The 22,730-nt window shown below is 33.6% G+C and carries 17 protein-coding genes, 1 tRNA gene, 1 other RNA gene, 1 pseudogene and 1 riboswitch; of the genes and pseudogenes, 14 read left to right on the plus strand and 6 right to left on the minus strand.

Going from position 1 to position 22,730, the window contains the following annotated elements:
* Position 1 precedes the first annotated feature (1 nt).
* The 7 genes and pseudogenes from IPZ78_RS08035 to IPZ78_RS08065 all read left to right on the plus strand — a co-directional run bounded on the left by IPZ78_RS08035 (position 2) and on the right by IPZ78_RS08065 (position 10,696).
* Positions 2–1,402 (plus strand): RagB/SusD family nutrient uptake outer membrane protein, encoded by a 1,401-nt coding sequence (locus IPZ78_RS08035; protein WP_225552506.1) that lies wholly within the window; start codon positions 2–4, stop codon positions 1,400–1,402.
* Positions 1,395–2,771 (plus strand): discoidin domain-containing protein, encoded by a 1,377-nt coding sequence (locus IPZ78_RS08040; protein ID WP_225552508.1) that lies wholly within the window; start codon positions 1,395–1,397, stop codon positions 2,769–2,771. Before IPZ78_RS08035 ends, IPZ78_RS08040 begins: the two co-directional genes overlap by 8 nt.
* Before the next feature lie 46 nt (positions 2,772–2,817).
* Positions 2,818–4,329: a TlpA family protein disulfide reductase gene (locus tag IPZ78_RS17315; protein WP_317197573.1), complete on the plus strand. Its 1,512-nt coding sequence runs from the start codon at positions 2,818–2,820 to the stop codon at positions 4,327–4,329.
* Between the two features lie 24 nt (positions 4,330–4,353).
* The gene (locus IPZ78_RS08050) at positions 4,354–5,808 is read left to right on the plus strand and encodes a TlpA family protein disulfide reductase (protein WP_225552509.1); all 1,455 of its coding nucleotides are present in this window, start codon (positions 4,354–4,356) and stop codon (positions 5,806–5,808) included.
* A 223-nt stretch (positions 5,809–6,031) separates the two neighbouring features.
* Positions 6,032–6,104 (plus strand) — tRNA-Phe (locus tag IPZ78_RS08055).
* Between the two features lie 376 nt (positions 6,105–6,480).
* A pseudogene (locus IPZ78_RS08060) lies at positions 6,481–7,838 on the plus strand (IS3 family transposase).
* A gap of 311 nt (positions 7,839–8,149) precedes the next feature.
* A complete protein-coding gene (locus IPZ78_RS08065) occupies positions 8,150–10,696 on the plus strand; it encodes an ATP-dependent Clp protease ATP-binding subunit (RefSeq protein ID WP_225552511.1) in 2,547 nt (848 codons plus the stop codon).
* 138 nt (positions 10,697–10,834) lie between these two features.
* Here IPZ78_RS08065 and carA read toward each other — a convergent pair whose 3' ends face one another.
* The 4 genes from carA to holA form a co-directional block, all read right to left on the minus strand.
* Complete coding sequence (gene carA, locus IPZ78_RS08070; protein WP_225552513.1) at positions 10,835–11,935, minus strand: glutamine-hydrolyzing carbamoyl-phosphate synthase small subunit; 1,101 nt, start codon at positions 11,933–11,935, stop codon at positions 10,835–10,837.
* Between the two features lie 241 nt (positions 11,936–12,176).
* Positions 12,177–12,383: a YwbE family protein gene (locus IPZ78_RS08075; protein ID WP_225552515.1), complete on the minus strand. Its 207-nt coding sequence runs from the start codon at positions 12,381–12,383 to the stop codon at positions 12,177–12,179.
* A 1-nt stretch (position 12,384) separates the two neighbouring features.
* Positions 12,385–12,954 carry a hypothetical protein gene (locus tag IPZ78_RS08080; protein ID WP_225552518.1) on the minus strand — a complete coding sequence of 190 codons (570 nt, stop codon included), beginning with the start codon at positions 12,952–12,954 and terminating at the stop codon, positions 12,385–12,387.
* 14 nt (positions 12,955–12,968) lie between these two features.
* Positions 12,969–13,985, minus strand: coding sequence for a DNA polymerase III subunit delta (holA, locus tag IPZ78_RS08085; protein WP_225552520.1), 1,017 nt, complete (start codon positions 13,983–13,985; stop codon positions 12,969–12,971).
* 101 nt (positions 13,986–14,086) lie between these two features.
* Here holA and IPZ78_RS08090 point away from each other — a divergent pair, with 101 nt between their 5' ends.
* The 7 genes from IPZ78_RS08090 to IPZ78_RS08120 all read left to right on the plus strand — a co-directional run bounded on the left by IPZ78_RS08090 (position 14,087) and on the right by IPZ78_RS08120 (position 20,810).
* Positions 14,087–14,548, plus strand: a complete 462-nt coding sequence (locus IPZ78_RS08090; protein WP_225552522.1) for a type I restriction enzyme HsdR N-terminal domain-containing protein — start codon at positions 14,087–14,089, stop codon at positions 14,546–14,548.
* Positions 14,549–14,618: 70 nt separating this feature from the next.
* Entirely contained in the window at positions 14,619–15,317 is a 699-nt protein-coding gene (clpP, locus tag IPZ78_RS08095; RefSeq protein ID WP_225552524.1) for an ATP-dependent Clp endopeptidase proteolytic subunit ClpP, read from the plus strand.
* 1 nt (position 15,318) lies between these two features.
* Positions 15,319–16,566 (plus strand): ATP-dependent Clp protease ATP-binding subunit ClpX, encoded by a 1,248-nt coding sequence (gene clpX, locus IPZ78_RS08100; protein WP_225552527.1) that lies wholly within the window; start codon positions 15,319–15,321, stop codon positions 16,564–16,566.
* A 68-nt stretch (positions 16,567–16,634) separates the two neighbouring features.
* The gene (locus IPZ78_RS08105) at positions 16,635–17,453 is read left to right on the plus strand and encodes an AMP nucleosidase (RefSeq protein ID WP_225552529.1); all 819 of its coding nucleotides are present in this window, start codon (positions 16,635–16,637) and stop codon (positions 17,451–17,453) included.
* Between the two features lie 154 nt (positions 17,454–17,607).
* A riboswitch (SAM riboswitch) is annotated at positions 17,608–17,723 on the plus strand.
* Between the two features lie 226 nt (positions 17,724–17,949).
* Positions 17,950–19,257, plus strand: a complete 1,308-nt coding sequence (locus IPZ78_RS08110) for an O-acetylhomoserine aminocarboxypropyltransferase/cysteine synthase family protein (protein WP_225552531.1) — start codon at positions 17,950–17,952, stop codon at positions 19,255–19,257.
* A 61-nt stretch (positions 19,258–19,318) separates the two neighbouring features.
* On the plus strand, positions 19,319–20,500 hold the full coding sequence (locus IPZ78_RS08115) for a homoserine dehydrogenase (RefSeq protein WP_225552533.1): 1,182 nt from the start codon (positions 19,319–19,321) through the stop codon (positions 20,498–20,500).
* 133 nt (positions 20,501–20,633) lie between these two features.
* Entirely contained in the window at positions 20,634–20,810 is a 177-nt protein-coding gene (locus IPZ78_RS08120) for a hypothetical protein (RefSeq protein ID WP_225552535.1), read from the plus strand.
* Between the two features lie 43 nt (positions 20,811–20,853).
* On the opposite strand, the gene IPZ78_RS08125 is transcribed toward IPZ78_RS08120, so the two are convergent.
* Together IPZ78_RS08125 and rnpB are read right to left on the minus strand one after the other, a co-directional pair.
* Positions 20,854–22,203 carry a sigma-54-dependent transcriptional regulator gene (locus tag IPZ78_RS08125; RefSeq protein WP_225552537.1) on the minus strand — a complete coding sequence of 450 codons (1,350 nt, stop codon included), beginning with the start codon at positions 22,201–22,203 and terminating at the stop codon, positions 20,854–20,856.
* A 57-nt stretch (positions 22,204–22,260) separates the two neighbouring features.
* Positions 22,261–22,640: RNase P RNA component class A (gene rnpB, locus IPZ78_RS08130), an RNA gene on the minus strand.
* Positions 22,641–22,730 lie beyond the last annotated feature (90 nt).

Consider the following 22,730-nt stretch of genomic DNA (forward strand, 5'->3'; position numbering starts at 1 on the left):
AATGAAAACTATATTAAAATTAAAAACATATATATTTTTTACATGTTTAGTTCACTTGACTACATCCTGTGAAAAATTCTTTGATACTACGTTTCAAAACTCAACATCAGTAACTCCGAAATATGTAGAAGATTACGAAGAAATGCTAAATTCGACCACGTTCGCTTCTCCTAATTATTTTGTAGCAGATCTAGTAAGTGATGATATATACATCTCAGATGCTATGTATAATAACACACGAAAAGAATTTATTTTAAATGCATATGAGTGGAAAAAAAACATATGGTCAGATCTACCTGACTATATGTATAACACATCCTATAAACAAATTCTTCAGTTGAATTTTATACTTCAAAATATTGATGTTGCCATCTCACAATCAATTCCTGATAAAAAGGAAATCGTAAAGTCTGAAGCATTAATTCAACGAGCGTATATATATTTACAATTAGTAAATATATATGGAGCAGCCTATAATTCAACAACTTCTAAGACAGACTTATCCATCCCATTAGTCTTAGAGCCAAATGTGTTACTGCCTAAACAAGAAACCGTAGAAACCATTTACAAACAAATAATTACGGACATAAACAATGTGATAAACACAAATTCATTAGAAAATTTCGGGAAAGACATATTACATCCAGGTAAAGCAGCTGCATACGCTCTACTAGCAAGAACATATCTGTACATGAATGATTTTGAAAATGCTTTAGTATATGCGGATAAAGCATTAGTAATTAAGAACTCATTATATAACTACAATGATTTGTTTCTTCCGCTATTTAATTACCCTAAAACTCTAGTTGAATTTAATTCTAAAAATGATGAAGTAATATTTCAAAAAATAGGTAATGACAAAGATTTCGTATTATCTGATAATAAGTTACCATACATAAGCAAAGATTTGGAAAATACTTTTGAAAAAAATGATTTAAGACTTCTAGTCAAATATTCCGAATCTGATAATATACAACCGAGTATTAGACCATTTTCTACGAAAGATTTATACTTCGACTATGGAATAAATGTGCCGGAAATGATGCTAATTAAAGCAGAATGTTTAACTAGAGCCAACAATCATCAAGATGCAGTAGAACTATTAAACGAATTAAGAATAAATCGATTCTCCCCTGAAAATTTTATATCAATTAAATATCATAGTAATAGTGTTTTGGATTTAGTACTCAAAGAAAGACGAAGAGAGTTAGCTTTCCATGGTGGCGTGCGATTATTTGATATCAAGAGATTAGCAGCATTAGAAAATAACCATACAACTATCAGTAGGACAACAGATGATGGTACTCCAAGAGTATCTATATCTTCTAGCAACAACAAATTATTAATCCCCTTCTCTGATAATTTATTATTAGGAAACCCTAACATAAAGCAACATGAATAATATATATAAAATTTCATTTTTCATCCTTCTTCTTTCAATATTCTCGTGCAAAAAAGAATCTTTAATAAGAGATGATTTATACGCTCAAGTAGTAAGTAGTTTATCTAATTACCAATACGTGCCGTCAAATAATTATGACTCTGTTTTATTTAACATGGGTGCATATATAGACTCCAGATCATACCCTGGATTACCAGCAATAGTGGATAAAGCTAATGCAGAGGATACTTATATTACGGGTAAAATAAGTTATGACCCTGCCTTATTTGAAATATTCGATAGCATTTATCACACCAATGCTTTACCATTGACTGATGAAAAATTATTTAAAGTAATCAACGATGGGAAATTATTATTGAAACAAGGTCAAACTATAACTTCAGATTCACTTAAAATCAAACTAAATGATTTCACTACATTTCCTGCTACAAACAAAACATATAAATATTTAGTACCAATTGTGTTTTCAACCACTTCATCTAATATCAAATTAAAAAGTAACATAATATATTACATATTTTCATTCAGAATTGTGAATAATATAATTATAAGTATTGAAAATACTTTTTTTGACCTTGATGACAAAAACCTTGCTTATAATTTTGACTTTAAAATATCAACTAGAGTATCAAAGGACATAGCAATAGAGCTTGAAGATTTAAGTTCAAAACAGTCAATTGAAGAATACAATTCTAAATCTGGAGGAAATTATATAGCACTACCTAAAGACTCATACTCATTAAAAACGTCAGTTTCATTTCCAGCAAATGAAACGAATAATAACATTAAAAGTGTATTCGTGATCAATGATTATAGCAAAATAGATGAATCTAAAAGCTATATATTACCACTTAAAATTAAAAATTTAAATAACTCACCAACTTATTATATAAGAATTTGGAGGAATGATATAATAAATGATAATGAAAAAATTAATGGAAACCCAATTAATAAGAAAGATTGGTCAATACAAGTATCATCTGAATATAATCAAAATAGTTTAAAAGAAAGAGCTATCGACAACAATAACACCACTACTTGGAGTTCGAAAACAACACCAAAACCACATTGGTTAATATTAGACTTAGGGAAAATACATTCTATTAAAGGCTTCGAAATCGTCCCTAATTATACATACAGGACTGAAAACATATTAGAAATGGACATATACAGTAGTAATGATAACATTAATTGGACATATCAAGGTATATATATTGGAAGTTTAACATCATCATCTTCAAGTTCATCTTCACCTGATTTTAAATATTTCTCTTTCAGAAACAAAGTTAACAATCGATATTTCAAATTTGTAATAAACAAACATACAGCTAATTATACCGGTCTAAATGAAATATCTGCTTATGAATAGGTAGAACTAAAAAACATATTAATTTACAAAGACAAATTTAAAACATATGAGATCCTTATCAATAACTGGAATGATTTTATTATTCCTAATTACTACAATAAGAATTAATGCTCAGACTCAAAACAATGAAAGATATGAAAATATTTTAAAGGATATAAGATCCATATTGAACAATAAAGAAAATATTATAGGAAAAAATAATCTAGATGAGACTTACACTGAGGAAGCAATCAAAAAACTAGAAAGTTTTAATGATGAAATACTTAATAGTAATGACGAAAAGATATATTCATTATATATGTATACAATTTTTGACCGTGCTAAAAAAGAGGAATTGCGTGAGTCAGTATTTAAAAAATTCCCTAAAGGAAATGCAAGCCAGGAGCTCGCTATGAGTTTAATTATTAAAAACACAAAATCCTCAAAAGACATTATTAAAAGTTACAAACAATTTAGTAGGCAATTCAATATAAAGAAAAATGAAAATATTGGATCTTCATTCAGTATATATAAAAGAAAGCTTATATTACTATATTTTATTGAAGGTAACACAAAGTCCGCCTATTATCATATAAATGACCTAATAATTTCCCAGCCCAAAAAGCGACATGACTATAGTAATTTACATTTGTCTATTGCAAAACAAATGAATACTTCTAATGTCGATAAAAAAATTATATTGGAATTATTAGATACAGTAATCGAAGAGGTAAGAAATGACAACCAAGAATATAGTATTAATGACTATGTTAAAACATATATTAATTTAGCCTATGATACACAAGACTATGAAAGAATTGTCAATTTATTTAAACAATTTGATAGCACAAATCCTAATTTATTAAACGGCAGCTTGTTCGCGGATAAACAAGCATCAGCATACTATCACACGAATCAAATCAATAAAGCAAAAGATATACTTGAATATATTTTAAAAAATCATGGAACAGACTCAGAATCAGAAGATATTTTAAAGAATATTTATATTAAAGAAAACAATACTGACCAAGGATTTGGAGTATATATTCAAAACTTAACAGCAGTTTTTGACAAAAAAGCAATCGATTCTTTTAGAGGCAAAATGATCAAAAAAACTGCGCCTGATTTCACTTTAGAAGATTTGAATGGACAAAAAGTTTCGCTGTCTGATTTGAAGGGCAAAATTGTAATTTTGGATTTTTGGGCGACGTGGTGCTCCCCTTGTATACAATCCTTTCCAGGTATGCAAGCATCCATAGAAAAATACAAAGATGACGATCGTATTAAGTTTATTTTCGTAAACACATGGGAAAGTGATATAAATCCGCAGGAAAAAGTAAAAACTTTTCTAAAAAATAACAATTACCTCTTCAATGTATTATTTGACAATTCAAATACCCCTGTAAATGCTATAGCCACATCTTATGGTGTCCGTGGAATCCCTCACAAAGTGGTGATTGATCAAAATGGGTTTATTCGATTTGAATCATCTGGATCATCCTCAAATATAAATAGCATTGTAAGCGAAATGTCAGCTAAAATTGAATTGATTCTAACAGAACCTCAACCCAATAATTAAATAAAATATTCTAATCCTTAAAATATGAACTCAAAAGCTTATCATTTAATTATTGCACTAATAATAATTAGTCATAGTCTTAAATCGCAGATTGCTTCCAAAAGCAACATTACATTACATGATATAATAGAACATATTAATAAAATAGAAACTGATGACTTAGGAAAAAAAAATATAAAAAAAGAGGCAGATATACTATCAAATAGCTCTAAAGAAGAATTTGCAAATTATTCTTTAGAGCTATATAGGGATATACTAAAAGATAATATATCAGCAGAAAGAATTAAAAATAAAATTATTAAAAAATTCCCAAAGGGAATTCTAGAAAAATCGATAGATCTAGATCATGTATTTAAAGATAAATCATTGACAGCGGAGGGTATTGAAAAAAAGTATAATCTATTCATAAGTAAATACTTTGATAGCAACTCAAACGAAGACACTTATGTCGATGATGATCCAAACCTAAAACTAGCTTTACTGTTTTATAACGAAAAAAATATTGACAAAACGCTGGAATATATCAGCAAAACTAAAAAAGATTTAAAATACCCACATAAAGCATGGAGTTTAGTAAAAAAATTACACTCCGATAAGGAGTACACATTATTGGTGGATATTTTAGAAGATTACAATAATATAATTCAAAAAGACAGTGTTTTAAAATCAACATTCACTCGATATATAGTACCGATGCATGTCGAAAGTCTCATAAAAACTGGGAAAATAGAAGAAGCCAAACTTATTGTAAATACTCATTTAGATACAGAGGATAACTTGGATGCATCGATAGGACTATTACTAGTCAATGAATATAAAAATCAAAAAAAATATAATGACGCACTATCAAAACTTGAAGAAATAATTATTAAAAAGGGAAGAAATTCTACACTGAAAGATTCCCTACGGTCTATTTATGTAAAAATAAACAATGACGATAAACTTTTTGAAAATTATTATAGCACAATTGAGAACACCAGAATTCAAAAGGAAATTGAATATTATAAAAAGGACATTATAAAAGAAAGCGCTTTAAATTTTAATTTAAAAAACTTAAACGGCGATTCGGTTAACTTATCAGATCTTAGAGGGAAAATAATTGTATTAGATTTTTGGGCAACTTGGTGTGGGCCTTGTAAAAAATCATTTCCTGCAATGCAAAAACTAGTTGATTTATACAAAAACGATAATGATATTGAATTCTTGTTTATTGATACATGGGAAAAAGACAGCGATTATAAAACTGTAGTTCAAGAGTTTATCACTAAAAATAATTACACCTTTAATGTACTTTTTGACGACAAAACCGAAAAGGATTATTACATATCTAATAAATATGGGGCTACAGGAATTCCATACAAAGTAATAATTGACAAAAATGGTTATATCAGATTTAAATCCGCGGGTGCTTATTTAGAGGCTGATAAAACATTAAACGAAATATCAACTAAGATTGAAATGATAAGAAATAATCTCTAAAATATTTAAAGAAACAATTTCACAATCATTAAAGCACAAACGTATAAAATAACAAGATCATTACACTCGTTCAAAATCAAATTGTAATTCTCAAAACCTTAAATTTATTCAATTCATTTTCTGAGAATTAGTAAATACTACCAATCAATAATTTGTAAAATCAACGAAGAATACTACCTTTGTAAGGTTGTCAATCAAACAAGATGAGGCAACACCTGCATAAGGTGCCATAGCTCAGTTGGTAGAGCAAAGGACTGAAAATCCTTGTGTCGCTGGTTCGAATCCAGCTGGCACCACAGAAAAAGCCTCGATAGTTCGAGGCTTTTTTTATTCCATACAAAAAATATTTACATCAGAATATGGGATCAAGCTGAATTCTTGGGGGGAGTGTTAAAAATTTCTTAATTTAGTATCCTTAATACAGATATCCCTTGCAAGAAGCCGAACGTAAATTACTATCCTAATTGATGCCCGAAGGGCTTTTGGAATATTTTCAGATTTTAGAAGTCGATCAAGTTGACAATCAACTCCATATTTATTTAGATGAGCTTAATATTGCTCCGACAAGTTATGAGAACAGCAAGTTGGAGTTGTAAATCGTCAGCAAAAAGTGGACACGTTTGAATCTTAACTAAGAGAGTGTTTTATTCAAAAACACTTAACTTTAGTAATATGGGAAGACCAAGAAAAAGTAGTCCAGAAAACTTCATCAAAGACATTCGTCGCAAGACCAGAAGAATCTTTACAGCAGAACAAAAAATCATGATCATTATGGAAGCCTTACGGGCAGAGGTATCGGTATCGGAACTATGTCGCAGGCATAATATTAATGAATCGCAATTCTATAAATGGAACAAAGAATTCCTTGAAGCGGGAAAAAAGCGACTAGAGGGCGATTTAACACGAGAAGCAACGAGTGATGAGGTGATGGAATTAAAGCAAGAGAACACTCGTTTAAAGGAAATTGTCGCCGATTTGGTTCTGCGTTATGATATCGTAAAAAAAAGCTTGGATTTGCTGGATTAAGCACAAAATATAAGAAGTTTATGCGTATCACAGCAGCAGAAAAGTACGAGATTATCCAGTCCGTTACACGTTCAGAAATCGGCATTAAACGTACTCTAAAAGAGTTTGGTATTGCTCGAAGTACCTTTTACAAGTGGTACAATTGTTATTTGAAAGATGGATATTTAGGCCTTCAATCCAAAGCTAAAACAAATCGAAGACAATGGAATTCTATTCCACCAGAGGTCAAAGAAATGGTAGTGGAAATTGCTTTGGATAAAGAAGATCTCTCTAGTCGTGAGCTCGCACATTATATCACCGACGAACAACAAGTGTTCATTTCCGAATCCAGTGTATATAGAATTCTCAAAGAAAGAGGACTTACAACAGCTCCAAGCCATATTTTACTATCAGCTTCGAATGAATTCAAGGATAAGACAGCCTTTGTACATCAAATGTGGCAAACGGATTTCACTTACTTCAAAATCATTGGTTGGGGATATTATTACCTCAGTACGATTTTGGATGATTACAGTCGCTATATCATTCACTGGGAATTATGCAGTACTATGAAAGCGCAAGATGTAAAGAGAACTGTAGATAAGGCGATTATTAAAGCAAAGCTGAAGACCAAAACAAAACCAAAATTACTGTCTGATAACGGTGCTTGTTACGTATCTACCGAGTTGGGAAAATAACTGAATGATGAATTAAATATGAAACAAGTTCATGGTAAACCAGGACATCCGCAAACGCAAGGTAAGATTGAACGCTATCATCGAACGATGAAAAATGTCGTTAAACTGGATAAATATTATTGTCCCGAAGAATTAGAAGCAGCTTTAGAAAAGTTCGTGAAAAAATACAACAACGAGCGTTACCACGAATCTTTAAACAATCTAACTCCGGCTGATGTCTATTATGGACGAGGTGAATTGATCTTGAAAAGACGAAAGGAAATAAAAACAAGAACTTTAAATGAAAGAAAAACTCAATATCTTAATCAAAAATTAATAGATTTATAAAACAAAACTCACTCTAAGTGATTGTCCACTTTATTTTGAATACATACAATACTAACAGTTCTTATAAAGATAATAGGGCTGTTAGTATACTTTATATATCAAATACTCTTCAAACCAAACCTTATTTAAATATAAACTTACATCCAACCTCTACTTAAAAAACACAAGAAATTCTAACATCTGTCATTTTGACTTGAAAATACTATGGCTTAATTGTTGATAATTTCTTTTAGAAATATAAGTGCGGTTTTCTCAATAATTTCATACTTTTATAGAAATCCTCACCTATTAATTTAAAGAAAGGTAATTAAATGGAAGCAAAATTTTCACCAAGAGTAAAAGATGTAATTTCCTATAGTCGCGAAGAAGCTTTACGTCTTCGCCATGATTATATTGGAACAGAGCATTTATTACTTGGACTTATTCGTGAAGGTGATGGTATAGCTATCAAAATTCTTAGAAATCTTAATCTTGATACAGTTGCAATAAGACAATCTGTAGAAGATGCTGTCAAAGGATCTTCGGTATCAAGAACACCTATAGGATCTGTACCTCTAACGAAACAAGCTGAAAAAGTCCTTAAAATAACATATTTAGAAGCCAAAATCTTCAAATCAGACATTATTGGCACTGAACATCTTCTCCTCGCGATTTTACGAGACGAAGACAATATTGCTTCGCAGATTTTGCAGCAATATGGAGTTAGTTATGACTTATTCAAAAATGAAGTAGAGCAAAATAAAACATCAATCACAGACGAAGCTTCGGGTTCTTCTACACCTGATGATGATTACGAAGAGCAAGAAAACTTCTCCGCTCCTAAAAAAGTATCGGATATCAAGTCGAAGACTCCAGTTCTAGATAATTTTGGTCGTGATTTGACACGTGCTGCCGAGGAAGGTAAATTGGATCCAATTGTAGGTCGTGAAAAAGAAATTGAACGCGTTTCACAAATCTTATCACGTCGCAAGAAAAACAACCCTATTCTAATCGGTGAACCTGGAGTTGGTAAATCAGCTATTGCTGAAGGATTAGCTTTACGTATTGTACAACGCAAAGTGTCACGTGTATTGTTCAACAAACGAGTTGTAACACTAGATTTAGCATCGTTAGTAGCTGGTACAAAATACCGCGGTCAATTCGAAGAACGGATGAAAGCGGTAATGAATGAATTGGAAAAATCACCAGATGTCATCTTATTTATTGATGAGATTCACACAATCGTGGGTGCTGGTGGAGCATCAGGTTCTTTAGACGCTTCTAATATGTTCAAACCTGCTTTGGCTCGGGGAGAAATTCAATGTATTGGTGCTACTACTTTAGACGAGTATCGTCAATTTATTGAGAAAGATGGAGCTTTAGATCGTCGTTTCCAAAAGGTAATGATTGAACCTGCTTCGCACGATGAGACATTGGAAATCCTAAATCGTATTAAAGATAAGTACGAAGAACACCATAATGTAAACTACACGCCAGAAGCTTTACTAGCTTGTGTTACGTTAACAACACGATATATCACAGATCGTTTTTTACCAGATAAAGCTATAGATGCTTTGGATGAAGCTGGTTCTCGCGTTCACTTGACAAATATTCACGTACCTCAAGCGATTATCGATATCGAAGAGAAGATTGAAGAAGTTAAGGTGGAAAAAAATAAAGTTGTTCGTTCGCAGAAATACGAAGAAGCAGCGAAATTGCGTGATACAGAGAAAAAACTTCTTGAAGAGCTAGAAAAAGAAAAAACAGCTTGGGAAGCGGAAACGAAGACCAAACGTTATACCGTAACGGAAGATAATGTAGCGGAAGTTGTATCCATGATGACGGGTATTCCTGTTCAAAGAGTAAGTCAAACTGATAGCCAAAAGCTATTGAATATGGGCGAATCGATGAAAGGTCGTATCATTGGTCAAGACGATGCTGTCCAAAAATTGGTAAAAGCGATACAACGTACACGCGCAGGGTTGAAAGATCCGAAGAAGCCAATTGGTTCTTTCATTTTCTTAGGACCTACAGGAGTAGGTAAAACGGAGTTAGCGAAAGAATTAGCACGATTCATGTTTGATTCAGAAGACTCATTGATTCAAGTGGACATGAGTGAGTACATGGAAAAATTCGCTGTATCTCGCTTGGTTGGCGCGCCTCCAGGATATGTAGGTTATGAAGAAGGTGGTCAATTGACGGAGAAAGTACGTCGCAAACCTTATTCCGTAGTTCTATTGGATGAGATTGAGAAAGCTCACCCAGATGTATTCAACTTATTGTTGCAAGTACTGGACGAAGGACAGTTGACTGACTCACTAGGTCGTCGTGTAGATTTTAGAAATACGATTATCATCATGACGTCTAACATTGGTGTACGTCAATTGAAAGAATTTGGTCAAGGTGTTGGTTTTACCACTGCTGCAAAAGAAAATCAAGCAGATGCACATTCAAGAGGTGTAATTGAAACCGCTTTAAAACGTGCTTTTGCTCCTGAATTTTTGAACCGTGTGGATGATGTAATTGTATTCAATTCGTTGACAAAAGAAAATATCTTCAAAATCATTGATATTGAATTGAAATCATTATTTGGCCGTATCGAATCATTGGGACATACGATCCAATTAACTGATAAAGCGAAAGATTATATTGCAGAGAAGGGTTATGACACCAACTTTGGTGCTAGACCTTTGAAGCGTGCAATTCAGAAATATTTAGAAGATCCTATTGCAGAAGAAATTCTGAAAGGTGAATTGAAATCTAATGCTTTGCTTACTGTAGATTTAGATACAGAGAAAAATGAAATCGTAGTAAAAGGTGCAACCCCTAATAACGACGACTCTGTTTCAACAGATGTTAACGAAGAAAAAGAAAAGTAAACCTTTTCAGATACAACTGATATACATTTAAAAATCCTTAAGCTTTTGCTTGAGGATTATTTTATTAGCAATAATAATTAGCAACAAAAAAGCTCAACATTTATAATGTTGAGCTTTTAAATATAATACAATAGATATTTATCCTTTAACCATGCTAATGAAATCGTCAAACAAATAACGAGAATCGTGAGGACCTGGAGATGACTCTGGGTGATATTGTACAGAGAAAGCTTTTTTACCTTTCACACGAATACCTTCGATAGAGTTATCATTCAAGTTGATATGTGTTACTTCAATATTATCCGAATTCTCGATATCTTCTCTTACCACACCGAAACCGTGGTTTTGTGAAGTAATTTCACAACGGTTAGCAATAATGTTTTTAACTGGGTGATTGATACCACGGTGACCATTAAACATTTTTTGCGTACGAATTCCATTTGCTAGAGCTAAAATTTGGTGACCTAAACAAATACCAAACATTGGTTTGTCAGCAGCTAAGATTTCTTTTACCGTTTGGATGGCGTAATCTGCAGCAGCTGGATCGCCAGGGCCGTTAGAGATAAAGTAACCGTCTGCTCCCCAAGCTTCCATTTCAGCAAAAGTTGTCTTCGCTGGGAATACTTTCGCATACACTTGACGCGCATCAAAGTTTCTTAAAATATTACGTTTGATACCTAAATCCAACACTGCGATACGAACCGTTGCATCTTCATCTCCGTAGAAATATGGTTCTTTAGTTGTCACTATAGACGACAACTCCAAACCTGCCATCGAAGGTACCTTTGTCAATTCCGCTTTTAATGATTCAGCATCCAAATTTTCTGAGGAGATAATTGCATTCATCGCCCCTTTGTCACGGATATAGCGCACCAAAGAACGTGTATCGATATCTGAGATACCTACTAGATTTTCCTCTTCAAAATACGTTTGGATAGAACTATCTGCCATCTTACGGCTATAGTTAATGTTATAGTTTTTACAAACTAATCCAGCAATTTGAATTTTGTTAGATTCAGCATCATCTTCATCAATTCCATAGTTTCCAATATGTGCATTGGTGGTAACCATGATTTGTCCGTAATATGAAGGATCAGTAAAGATTTCTTGGTAACCTGTTGTACCTGTATTGAAACAAATCTCACCAGTAGTTGTTCCTATCTTTCCGGCAGCTTTACCATGAAAAACAGTACCATCTTCTAAAACTAAAATTGCGGGTAATTTACTGTAGCTGGTCATTTTTATATTGTAAAAAATAAATTATTCATTATGTAGTGTATTTACTTTCGAACTTTTTAGACACAAAAAAAGCCCAAATGGGCTAAATGTATCAAAAATATGATATTTCAATGATTGCATTGAAGTTGAAAACAATATTTACCGGATCAAAAGTATCAAATTTCACGAGGGACAAAGGTAGAAATAAAATCAAAAACTAAAAAGTAAAATGTAAAAATATTGATTTCATCAATGAACCAAACTAAAAGTCGTCTTCTATCACTTCCTGCACTCTTCCGATTTGACCATCGGTCAATCGCACCTTGATACCTCGATGATGAAAAGCTGCTGATGTCAACAAATCTTTCACTATCCCTTCGGTCAAAAGACCACTTCTTTGATCTTTTTTTAACACAATATTCACCAACACACCTGGCTTGATATCTGCTCTCGTTTTTCCGTCTTTCATCCTATTTAAACATTAAACCAACAGAAATATTAAAATGCTGGTGTTGAAAATCTTTCATAAAAATATTTTTGGTCAATTGCTGATAGCCATATGCTCCAGAAACAGTCCAATTGGTTTTGCCTGGTGTCTCATGCAAATAAAAAAAACCTGCTTTAAACAAAAAGCCTTTATCGTACTGTGCGCTTAACTTCGGTGCATAACCTGCATTTGCTAAAATACCAATCTTTGAACTTTCATTAAACTCACCAAATGGCAAACGTCCATCTACGAAAATTGGAAATAAATTTTGATCGTAATTGTATTTATGAATTACTCCATCAAATTGCCCTACTTCTAGATGCTCATAAGTCCCCTTAAATCTTTCATTCCCTATTCCAAGTCCCAAGTAAGCTTGATCATTAAAATTTTTACCAAAAATAAAATGAGCTGAATACCCATTAAAAGCACCTTCATACCCTTCATTAGCGAAACCTAAATTTCCGCCACCTTGTATAATCGTATACATGGAAGATTGTGCTTTCAACGCAAGTGAAGAACTTATCAATACTAAAGCAAGTAAGATTTTTTTCATATATAATAGTAAATTTAGTTTAGAATCTTAAAAATCATTTCACGCAACAAATCACCATCTGAAGTATTCGGACCTGCATCCAACCCTTTGAATTTTAAATCGTAATCTTTTAAAATAGTCATCACATGAAATAATTTCGATTTATTAAAATTACGTGCAGCATATTCATAATCTTTCACAAAAAATGGCGACACACCCAATTCTCTAGCTGCAGATTGTGATGATTTATCAGCGAGATAATGATATTTCAATACTTTGGAAAAATAGCCGTACAATGTACCCATCACCAATACAACGGGGTTAGATTTAGGATTGGCTGCAAAATAATCCACAATCTGAATAGCCTTCAACGCATCTCGTTTTCCCAATGCATTATTGAGTTCGAAAACATTAAAATCTTTACTTATACCAATATTTTGTTCGATATCTTGTACAGAAATCTCTCTTTCTTTTGGAACATTAAGAATAAGCTTTTGAACTTCATTAGCAACTTTTGACAAATCTGTACCTAAATATTCCGCCATCAAAGCCGCAGCTTGCGGATGAATCTTGCGACCTTGCTGCTGAATTTCGTCTACAATCCAAGGTGCTACTTTATTATCATACAGCTTTTCGGATTCGAATACAATCCCTGCCTTTTCAATTGCTTTAAAAAGTTTGGTCCGTTTATCAAACTTCCCGTATTTGTAGGCGAAAACTAGAATGGTAGTAGGAGTTAAATTGTCAACATATTTAGCCAACATTTCTACCCCTTCCTCTCCCTTCCATTTCAATCCCTGCGCTTCTTTGATTATAATCACTTGATGATCACTCATCATGGGATAACGTTTGGCTGCACTGATAATCGTTGAAAAGTCAACATCCTTTCCATACAAAATCGTTTGATCAAACCCTTTTTGTGCGTCATTTAGCACCGAATTCTCTATAGCATCCGAAATCACATCAATGTAATATGATTCTTCTCCATGCAACAAATACAAAGGCTTGTATTTGCGTTGTTTTATAGCGCTAAGTATTTCTTGTACTTTCATAACATTGCGAAATTAACTATTTATTACCAAACATTTTCGAAATGTGAAATAATGAAAGTTTACAAATTTCTATTTACGAATGCATTTTGGTATATTTGCCTATGTTTAGTCCTGTTCCATTAAACTTACCCCCTACTTCACTAAAACTTTCTCGCATAAAAGACAAAATTTACATTTTTGATGTATTGCGAAAGAAAAATTTGGTACTAACACCAGAAGAATGGGTAAGGCAACATTGGATACATTTTTTACACCAGTACAAAAAGTATCCAAAATCATTAATGAAAATCGAGGGTGGATTAGTTTTGAATGACTTGCAAAAGCGTTCCGATCTAATTATTTACAATAACAAAGGTGAAAAAATTATTTTAGCAGAATTTAAAGCTCCAGAAGTAAAGATTAATGCAAAAACCTTTGAGCAAATAAGTACTTACAATAGCAAACACAAAATACCGTTATTATTGGTAAGCAATGGCATTGATCATTACTTTTGTAAAGTAAATTTTGAAGACAATAGTTATCAATTTATTGATGACCTTCCAATTTACATTTTAGAGACATAAATTTTATTTGTATTTCATAAAAAGCAGTTATATTTAGTCTTTATTTAGAGGAATTGAAAAATTTATACATATGAATATAGATAAAAACGAGTTCAGAAAATATGCAATAAAACATCACAGAATTGGCAGTCAACATGTAGATGGTTTTATTTCAAGAGTTGAAACGAGAATGCCGACAAACTTGACTCCTTACATTGTTGAAGAACGTCAGTTGAATGTAGCACAAATGGACGTTTTCTCCCGTTTGATGATGGATCGTATTATCTTTTTGGGAGATGGAATTAATGACCAAGTTGCAAACATTATTCAAGCTCAGTTGTTATTCCTTCAATCGACAGATGCGAAAAGAGATATTCAAATTTATATCAATTCGCCAGGAGGAAGTGTTTATGCGGGATTAGGTATATACGACACAATGCAATATATTACACCTGACGTAGCTACAATCTGTACTGGTATTGCTGCATCTATGGGTGCTGTGTTATTGGTAGCAGGAGCTAAAGGTAAGCGTGCAGCTTTAAGACACTCACGTGTAATGATTCACCAACCTTCAGGAGGCGCGCAAGGGGTAGCATCAGACATGGAAATCAATTTGCGTGAAATGATGAAATTAAAAGAAGAATTGTACACTATTATTTCTGAGCATTCTGGTCAGTCTTATGAATGGGTAGAAAAATCTTCTGATCGTGACTATTGGATGAAAGCCGCAGAAGCCAAAGAATTTGGAATGATTGATGAGGTGTTAGCACCAAGAAAAGACAATAAATAAAATGAGTAAAAATCAAAAAGATATACAGTGCTCTTTTTGTGGCATCAGCAAAAATGAAGCTTTAATGCTTATTGCTGGTGATGGAGCACATATCTGTGATCGTTGTGTAACTCAAGCAGGAGAAATCTTAGCTGAAGAATTGAACCAACGAAAAAACAAATCTTTACAGACAACGTTAAAACTAATTCGCCCACTAGAGATTAAGCAACACTTAGATCAATACGTAATAGGTCAAGATGAAGCGAAAAAAGTAATCTCTGTAGCTGTATACAATCATTACAAAAGATTAAACCAAAAATCTTCTGCTGATGAGACTGAGATTGAAAAATCCAATCTTATTATCGTAGGAGAAACCGGAACAGGTAAAACTTTGTTAGCGAAAACAGTAGCAAAAATTTTAAATGTTCCTTTTTCTATTGTAGATGCTACCGTACTTACAGAAGCTGGTTACGTTGGTGAAGATGTCGAAAGTATTTTGACACGTTTGCTACAAGCAGCGGATTATGATGTAGCAGCAGCCGAAAGAGGTATTATTTACATTGATGAGATTGATAAAATTGCACGTAAAAGTGACAATCCTTCTATCACTCGTGATGTGTCTGGAGAAGGTGTACAACAAGCATTATTAAAAATATTAGAAGGAACTAATGTAAATGTTCCGCCTCAAGGTGGTCGTAAGCACCCTGACCAAAAGATGATATCTGTTAACACAAGTAATATCTTATTTATTTGTGGTGGTGCATTTGACGGGATTCAAAAAAAGATTGCCAATCGTTTGAGAACACAAACTGTGGGATTCAAAATGTTAGAGGAAGAGGATGAAGTGGATATTAACAATCTTTACAAATATATCACACCGCAAGATTTGAAAAACTTTGGTTTGATACCAGAATTGATTGGTCGTCTACCTGTTTTAACGCATTTAAATCCGTTGGACAAAGAAACTTTACTTAGTATCTTAACTGAGCCAAAGAACGCATTGATTAAGCAATATGTAAAGTTATTTGAATACGAAGGTGTTGAATTAAAATTTGACAAAGAAGTTTATAATTTCATTGTAGACAAAGCTTGGGACTTCAAATTGGGCGCACGTGGTTTGCGAAGTATTTGCGAAGCCATAATGCTAGACGCAATGTTTGAAATACCGTCCAGCAAAGAAACCAGTGAGGACAAAACGTTACATATAACACTCGATTATGCAAAGAAGAAATTTGCAAAATCAGATATCAAAAAGTTAAAAGTAGCATAATAATAAAAATCCCTCACCTAATCAAGTGAGGGATTTTTGCAATATACAATTAGACAACGACTTGTAGTATGACGAAAAAACAAAAATCAGTAGAAAGTCCAATTACCCCGGGACTAAAATCAAAAGACGAAATAGTTGAAAACTGGTTACCGCGCTACACTGGCAAACCTTTAGAGGAATTTGGGGAGTATATATTATTAACGAACTTCTCTAAATATGTAAAGATGTTTTCAGCAATGCATGATGAAGCGCCCATTTATGGTGAAGATAAAGCCATGCAAGCTTGTACAGCAAATGGCATCACAATTATCAACTTCGGCATGGGAAGCCCCATGGCAGCAACGGTAATGGATTTGTTAACAGCGATAGAACCCAAAGCTGTATTGTTTTTAGGTAAAACAGGCGGTTTGAAGAAAAAAATTGCCGTAGGTGAATTAATACTGCCAATTGCAGCAATACGAGGAGAAGGTACATCAAATGATTATTTTCCACCAGAAGTTCCTTCCCTACCTTCATTTGCCTTGCAAAAAGCGATTTCAACAACCATACGTGATCACGAAAGAGATTATTGGACAGGTACTGTATATACAACCAATAGACGCGTATGGGAGCACGACAAAGCTTTTAAAAAATATCTAAAATCGATTCGTGCAATGGCTGTTGATATGGAAACCGCAACTATCTTTAGTGTAGGATTTGCAAATAAAATTCCAACTGGCGCACTACTTTTAGTTTCAGACCAACCCATGGTACCTGAAGGTGTAAAAACGGCTGCATCAGATCTATCTGTTACAGAAAAGTTTGTAGAAACACACCTAAACATAGGGATAGACGCACTAAAACAACTCATAAACAACGGCTTAACAGTTAAGCATTTGAAGTTTTAGATTATGCAATACATATTCGACCAAACCTAAAGAAAGTTCAATCCCATCGATTGAACTTTCTTTTTGAAATAATTTTAATTCTATAATATTTCTTCTATATTTGTCAAATACTCTATGGAGTATTCCTAATCAAAGCCTTTCCAGTATTGGTCTTGATTTATAAAGAAGTGGCGAGAGACTGGCTCAATGACCCACTGGCAACCTTCAATAACGATTGAAAAGGTGCCAAATCCTGTCTAAAACAGCTTATTGTTTTGGAGCATATAAATGAAAAAGACTATGACAAAATTTACAATATTTAATTATTTATATATTGCTGTAGAAAAAAAATACAGTGTTGGTTTGCTACTAAACTATTTCGTATTGTATCATATTCGAATGCGGTAGTCGTCCTTTTCAACATTCCTTCAATTTAGGAAATGATGAGCGGCGACCAATCTATTGCAAGACAATAATGATTTAATACATATTTAATAATCCTAAAAAAGAAAAGAAAATGGCAGAGAATAAAAACTTAAAATTCGAGACTTTACAAATTCATGCTGGACAAGAAGTAGACCCGACAACAGGTTCTAGAGCTGTACCTATTTACCAAACATCTTCATACGTATTCGAAAATGCGGAGCATGGGGCTAACTTATTTGCGCTAAAGCAATTTGGTAATATATATACGCGTATTATGAACCCGACTACAGATGTATTCGAAAAAAGAATTGCATTGTTGGAAGGTGGTGTTGCTGCTGTAGCGGTTGCTTCTGGACAAGCAGCTCAATTTATAGCATTAAATAATATTCTTGAAAGTGGGGATAATTTCGTTGCAGGTGCAAACTTGTATGGCGGTACGTACAATCAATTTAAAGTAGCATTCAAGAGATTAGGTGTAGACGTTAAATTTGCTGCTGACTCTGATGCAGACAATATTGAAAGCTTAATCGATGATAAAACAAAGGCTATCTACGTAGAAACAATCGGTAATCCGAGTTACAACATCCCAGATTTTGAAAAAATCGCTGCTGTAGCCCGCAAACATGATCTTCCGTTAATCGTAGATAACACATTTGGCGCAGGTGGATATTTATTCAAACCATTAGAACATGGCGCTAATGTCGTAGTAGAATCTGCTACAAAATGGATTGGCGGTCACGGTACAAGTATTGGAGGCGTAATTATCGATGGTGGTAACTACAATTGGGGTAATGGTAAATTCAAACAATTTTCTGAACCTTCTGAAGGCTATCATGGATTAGTTTTCTCTGATGTCTTCGGTGAAAATGGTCCTTTTGGCAATATTCAATTTGCTATTCGTGCTCGTGTAGAAGGATTAAGAGATTTCGGACCTGCTTTGTCTCCATTCAATTCTTTCCTATTGTTACAAGGTCTTGAAACTTTGTCATTACGCGTACAACGCCACGTGGATAACGCATTAGAAATCGCACAATGGCTAGAAGCTCATCCGCAAGTGGAGAAAGTAAGCTACCCTGGTTTAAAAAACCATCCTTATCATCAGAATGCACAAAAATATTTGAAGAATGGATATGGTGCCGTATTATCATTCTCGATAAAAGGTAGTGCTGAAAAAGCAAATGAATTTATTGATGCTTTAGAATTAGTAAGTCATTTAGCAAATGTTGGCGACGCCAAATCTTTAATAATACATCCTGCAGCTACTACTCATCAACAATTATCAGCTGAAGAACAAGCTAAAGCTGGTGTTTATGCTGGTTTATTACGTTTGTCTGTGGGTATTGAGCATATTGATGACATTAAAGCTGATTTAGAACAAGCTTTCGAAAAAATCAAGTAGTCTTATGACTATTTGATTTTTATAATGATTTATTACAGGAAAAGAAATTTTAAAACTATATATGAGTAAGAAACTTACTATCGGTATGTTCGGATTTGGTGTGGTGGGCCAAGGGTTATACGATATTATAAAAACAAAAAACTTAAACTTAGAAATTAAAAAGTTCGTAATCAAAAATGCAGATAAAAAGCGTTCTTTACCTGCTGAATTATTTACAACGGACGCCAATATTATTTTGGATGATCCAGAGATCAACACCGTAGTAGAACTTATTGACGATGCTGATGCTGCTTTTGAGATAACTAAAAAAGCATTGTCCTCGGGCAAAAATGTAGTTTCTGCTAATAAAAAAATGATTGCGACTCACCTTGAGGAATTAACAGAGATTCAACAGCAACACGGAACTTCACTTTTATACGAAGGTGCTGTATGTGGAAGTATTCCAATCATTCGTAATCTAGAAGAATATTATGACAACGAACTTTTACACTCCGTAAGTGGAATTTTCAACGGTTCTTCGAATTACATTTTGTCTAAGATTTTCAACGAAGGACAAAGTTATGGTGATGCATTGAAAAAAGCACAAGAATTAGGCTTTGCCGAGACTAATCCGATTTTAGATGTTGGAGGTTATGATCCGAAATATAAATTAACTATTGTCGCTTCACATGCTTATGGTCTATTTGTCAATCCGGAAACGATATTGAATCTTGGAATCGACAAGTTGAATGACAATGATATTCGTTTCGCACGTGAGAAAAATTTAAAAATTAAATTAATTCCGTTTGCAAAAGAAATAAGCAATAGTGAAGTCGTGTTGTATGTGTTACCTCGATTTATAAATAAAGATAACATCTTATATAACGTTGAAAACGAAAACAACGGCGTATTGGTAAAAGCTGCATTTGCTGATGAGCAATTCTTCTATGGTAAAGGTGCAGGTGGTCACCCGACAGGCTCTGCTGTACTTTCGGACATTACGGCTCTTCGTTACGACTATCGCTACGAATATAAAAAGCATTTGGAGTCACAAGAATTAAATTATTCAACGAATTACGACTTGAAAATATACTTAAGATATCAAGACGAAGACGTATTAGAAAATATAGAATTCAAGTCTATCATAGAACGTTTTTATGGCGAAAATTCCAAATACGTGATTGGATACATAAATCTTCAAGAAATAATTGACAAGCGTGATTTGATTAATCAAGATGGTAACTTCTTAGCCGAATTACCGTAATAGAAATACTGAAAAATCACAAAAACAGAGTCCTAAAATAAGAAGCTACGAATAAGCGTTAAAATTCATTAAAACAATTGCTTAAGTTATGATTATTCATTAGTTTTAGTCATTAACATTATATTTTGATTTTATGAGAAAGCTAGGTGGCATTTTTTTCTTATCATTATGGACAAGTTTGGGATGGGCTCAAGCAGAACAACCAGTAGAACATCGTTCTTCAACTGGGTATATTATTATTGGTGCTATCCTTTTAGTAGGGGTTATTATAATTCTCTACAATAAACAAAAAAGAAGATTTAACGATTAAAACAAAAGAGGTTGTGTATATACACAACCTCTTTTGTTTGGATTTACTTTAGCTTATTTCGCAATTCCGCTTCAGACATTCCAATTTTTTGCGCTGTCCTTCCTATGTCACCTTCATTTTTATTCAATTTATGCGTCAAAAATTTATTTTCTGCAAAATTCATAAAGTCCTCGTAACTCTCCATACGATCAAGGTCAATCATCGATGAACCGGTACTAGCCGAATTATGCGTCGAAACAGAAGGATTAGCAAACATACTCACATCTGCAGCAGTAACTTCTTTCCCACTTAAGATTATCAAACGCTCCACCATATTACGAAGTTCTCGAATATTTCCTGTCCATGGTAAAGCTTGTAAAGCCGCCATAGCATCTTTTGTAATATCTTTCGTTGGAATATTATAATCTTCACATATTTCTGCACAGAAAGAAGATGCTAACATTGGAATATCATCGCGACGCTGTGCTAAGGATGGAACGTGAATTAAAATAACACTCAAACGATGGTACAAATCCATACGGAAATTACCTTCATCAATCTCTTTTAACAAGTCCTTATTGGTGGCTGCAATAACACGTACATCAACCGAAATTTCTTTCTCCCCTCCTACACGTGTAATTTTATTCTCTTGCAAAGCACGCAACACCTTAGCTTGTGCAGATAGACTCATATCTCCTATCTCATCCAAAAATAATGTGCCGCCACTCGCCTGTTCAAACTTACCTATACGTTGTTTTACAGCCGATGTGAATGAACCCTTTTCATGCCCAAACAATTCGGATTCAATTAATTCAGAGGGAATAGCTGCACAGTTAACTTCTACCAAAGGAGCAGACGCACGATTAGACTTCTCATGCAACCATCTCGCAACCAGCTCTTTTCCAGAACCATTAGCTCCAGTTATTAAAACACGTGCATCCGTAGGTGCAACTTTATCTATACTATCTTTAATTATGGAGATTCCTTGTGAATCACCTAATATTTCTTTTGTTTTCGAAACTTTACGCTTTAAAACTTTAGTTTCCTTAACCAAAGTCCCTTTTTCAAGCGCATTACGAACAGTAATGAGCAATCGATTTAAGTCCAACGGCTTTTCTAAGAAATCAAAAGCTCCTTTGCGCGCTGCCTCTACTGCAGTTTCTATTGTTCCATGACCCGATATCATAATAATTGGCACATCCGAAAACTCCTTAGCTACACTAAGGACTTCCATTCCGTCCATTTTATTCATTTTAATATCACAAAGGACAAGATCAATTTTCTCTTTCTTTAATATTTCTAATCCATCGGCACCATTATCTACGTCTAATACTTTATAATCTTCATACTCCAAAATATCTCGAAGTGAACTGCGTATCGGACGTTCGTCATCAATAATCAAAACTGTTGCCATAGTTATATATGTATATTTAATTGGTTAACAAAATAAGAAAATATGTGAGAAAAACAAAAAGAAGCAAACCTTATAAGCCGGGTTCTGTATCCTTGAGAAAGGACTTCTATCATTTATCTAGGCCTGCACTCGCGCACAGGCTCCATCAACCTACCCATTGTGAGTTTTCCGAAGAAAAAAAGACGAGCAGCCTTTGAATCTCACAACCTATTTGGTTTTTCAACACACGAGGTTTACCGTAATGCATGTTACCATACAAGACCGTGAGCTCTTACCTCACATTTTCACCCTTACCACAGGACTAGCCTATGGCGGTATATTCTCTGTGGCACTTTCTGTCTACCCGTAGGCATCCTTCCCGTTAGGAAGCGTGTCGCTCTATGTTGCCCGGACTTTCCTCTTTCCCATTACAGGACAGCGATAGAACCAGTTTGCTTCAGTTGCAAAGGTACGCCAATTATTCCAATTAGAAGTTATTCCCCAATAAAGATTTCATATTCAATTTATCGTCTGAATTCTTATATTTA

The organism is Sphingobacterium bovistauri (assembly GCF_020295405.1).
Taxonomy (GTDB): Bacteria; Bacteroidota; Bacteroidia; order Sphingobacteriales; family Sphingobacteriaceae; genus Sphingobacterium; species Sphingobacterium bovistauri.

What these genes read in the sequence shown, in the direction of transcription:
- clpX (WP_225552527.1), top strand. Translation starts at nt 15,319, where the DNA reads ATGAGTAAAAATCAAAAAGATATACAGTGCTCTTTTTGTGGCATCAGC.
- carA (WP_225552513.1), bottom strand. Translation starts at nt 11,935, where the DNA reads ATGACCAGCTACAGTAAATTACCCGCAATTTTAGTTTTAGAAGATGGT.
- IPZ78_RS08110 (WP_225552531.1), top strand. Translation starts at nt 17,950, where the DNA reads ATGGCAGAGAATAAAAACTTAAAATTCGAGACTTTACAAATTCATGCT.
- clpP (WP_225552524.1), top strand. Translation starts at nt 14,619, where the DNA reads ATGAATATAGATAAAAACGAGTTCAGAAAATATGCAATAAAACATCAC.
- IPZ78_RS08035 (WP_225552506.1), top strand. Translation starts at nt 2, where the DNA reads ATGAAAACTATATTAAAATTAAAAACATATATATTTTTTACATGTTTA.
- IPZ78_RS08115 (WP_225552533.1), top strand. Translation starts at nt 19,319, where the DNA reads ATGAGTAAGAAACTTACTATCGGTATGTTCGGATTTGGTGTGGTGGGC.
- IPZ78_RS08105 (WP_225552529.1), top strand. Translation starts at nt 16,635, where the DNA reads ATGACGAAAAAACAAAAATCAGTAGAAAGTCCAATTACCCCGGGACTA.
- IPZ78_RS08120 (WP_225552535.1), top strand. Translation starts at nt 20,634, where the DNA reads ATGAGAAAGCTAGGTGGCATTTTTTTCTTATCATTATGGACAAGTTTG.
- holA (WP_225552520.1), bottom strand. Translation starts at nt 13,985, where the DNA reads ATGAAAGTACAAGAAATACTTAGCGCTATAAAACAACGCAAATACAAG.
- IPZ78_RS08075 (WP_225552515.1), bottom strand. Translation starts at nt 12,383, where the DNA reads ATGAAAGACGGAAAAACGAGAGCAGATATCAAGCCAGGTGTGTTGGTG.
- IPZ78_RS17315 (WP_317197573.1), top strand. Translation starts at nt 2,818, where the DNA reads ATGAGATCCTTATCAATAACTGGAATGATTTTATTATTCCTAATTACT.
- IPZ78_RS08080 (WP_225552518.1), bottom strand. Translation starts at nt 12,954, where the DNA reads ATGAAAAAAATCTTACTTGCTTTAGTATTGATAAGTTCTTCACTTGCG.
- IPZ78_RS08090 (WP_225552522.1), top strand. Translation starts at nt 14,087, where the DNA reads ATGTTTAGTCCTGTTCCATTAAACTTACCCCCTACTTCACTAAAACTT.
- IPZ78_RS08065 (WP_225552511.1), top strand. Translation starts at nt 8,150, where the DNA reads ATGGAAGCAAAATTTTCACCAAGAGTAAAAGATGTAATTTCCTATAGT.
- IPZ78_RS08125 (WP_225552537.1), bottom strand. Translation starts at nt 22,203, where the DNA reads ATGGCAACAGTTTTGATTATTGATGACGAACGTCCGATACGCAGTTCA.
- IPZ78_RS08050 (WP_225552509.1), top strand. Translation starts at nt 4,354, where the DNA reads ATGAACTCAAAAGCTTATCATTTAATTATTGCACTAATAATAATTAGT.
- IPZ78_RS08040 (WP_225552508.1), top strand. Translation starts at nt 1,395, where the DNA reads ATGAATAATATATATAAAATTTCATTTTTCATCCTTCTTCTTTCAATA.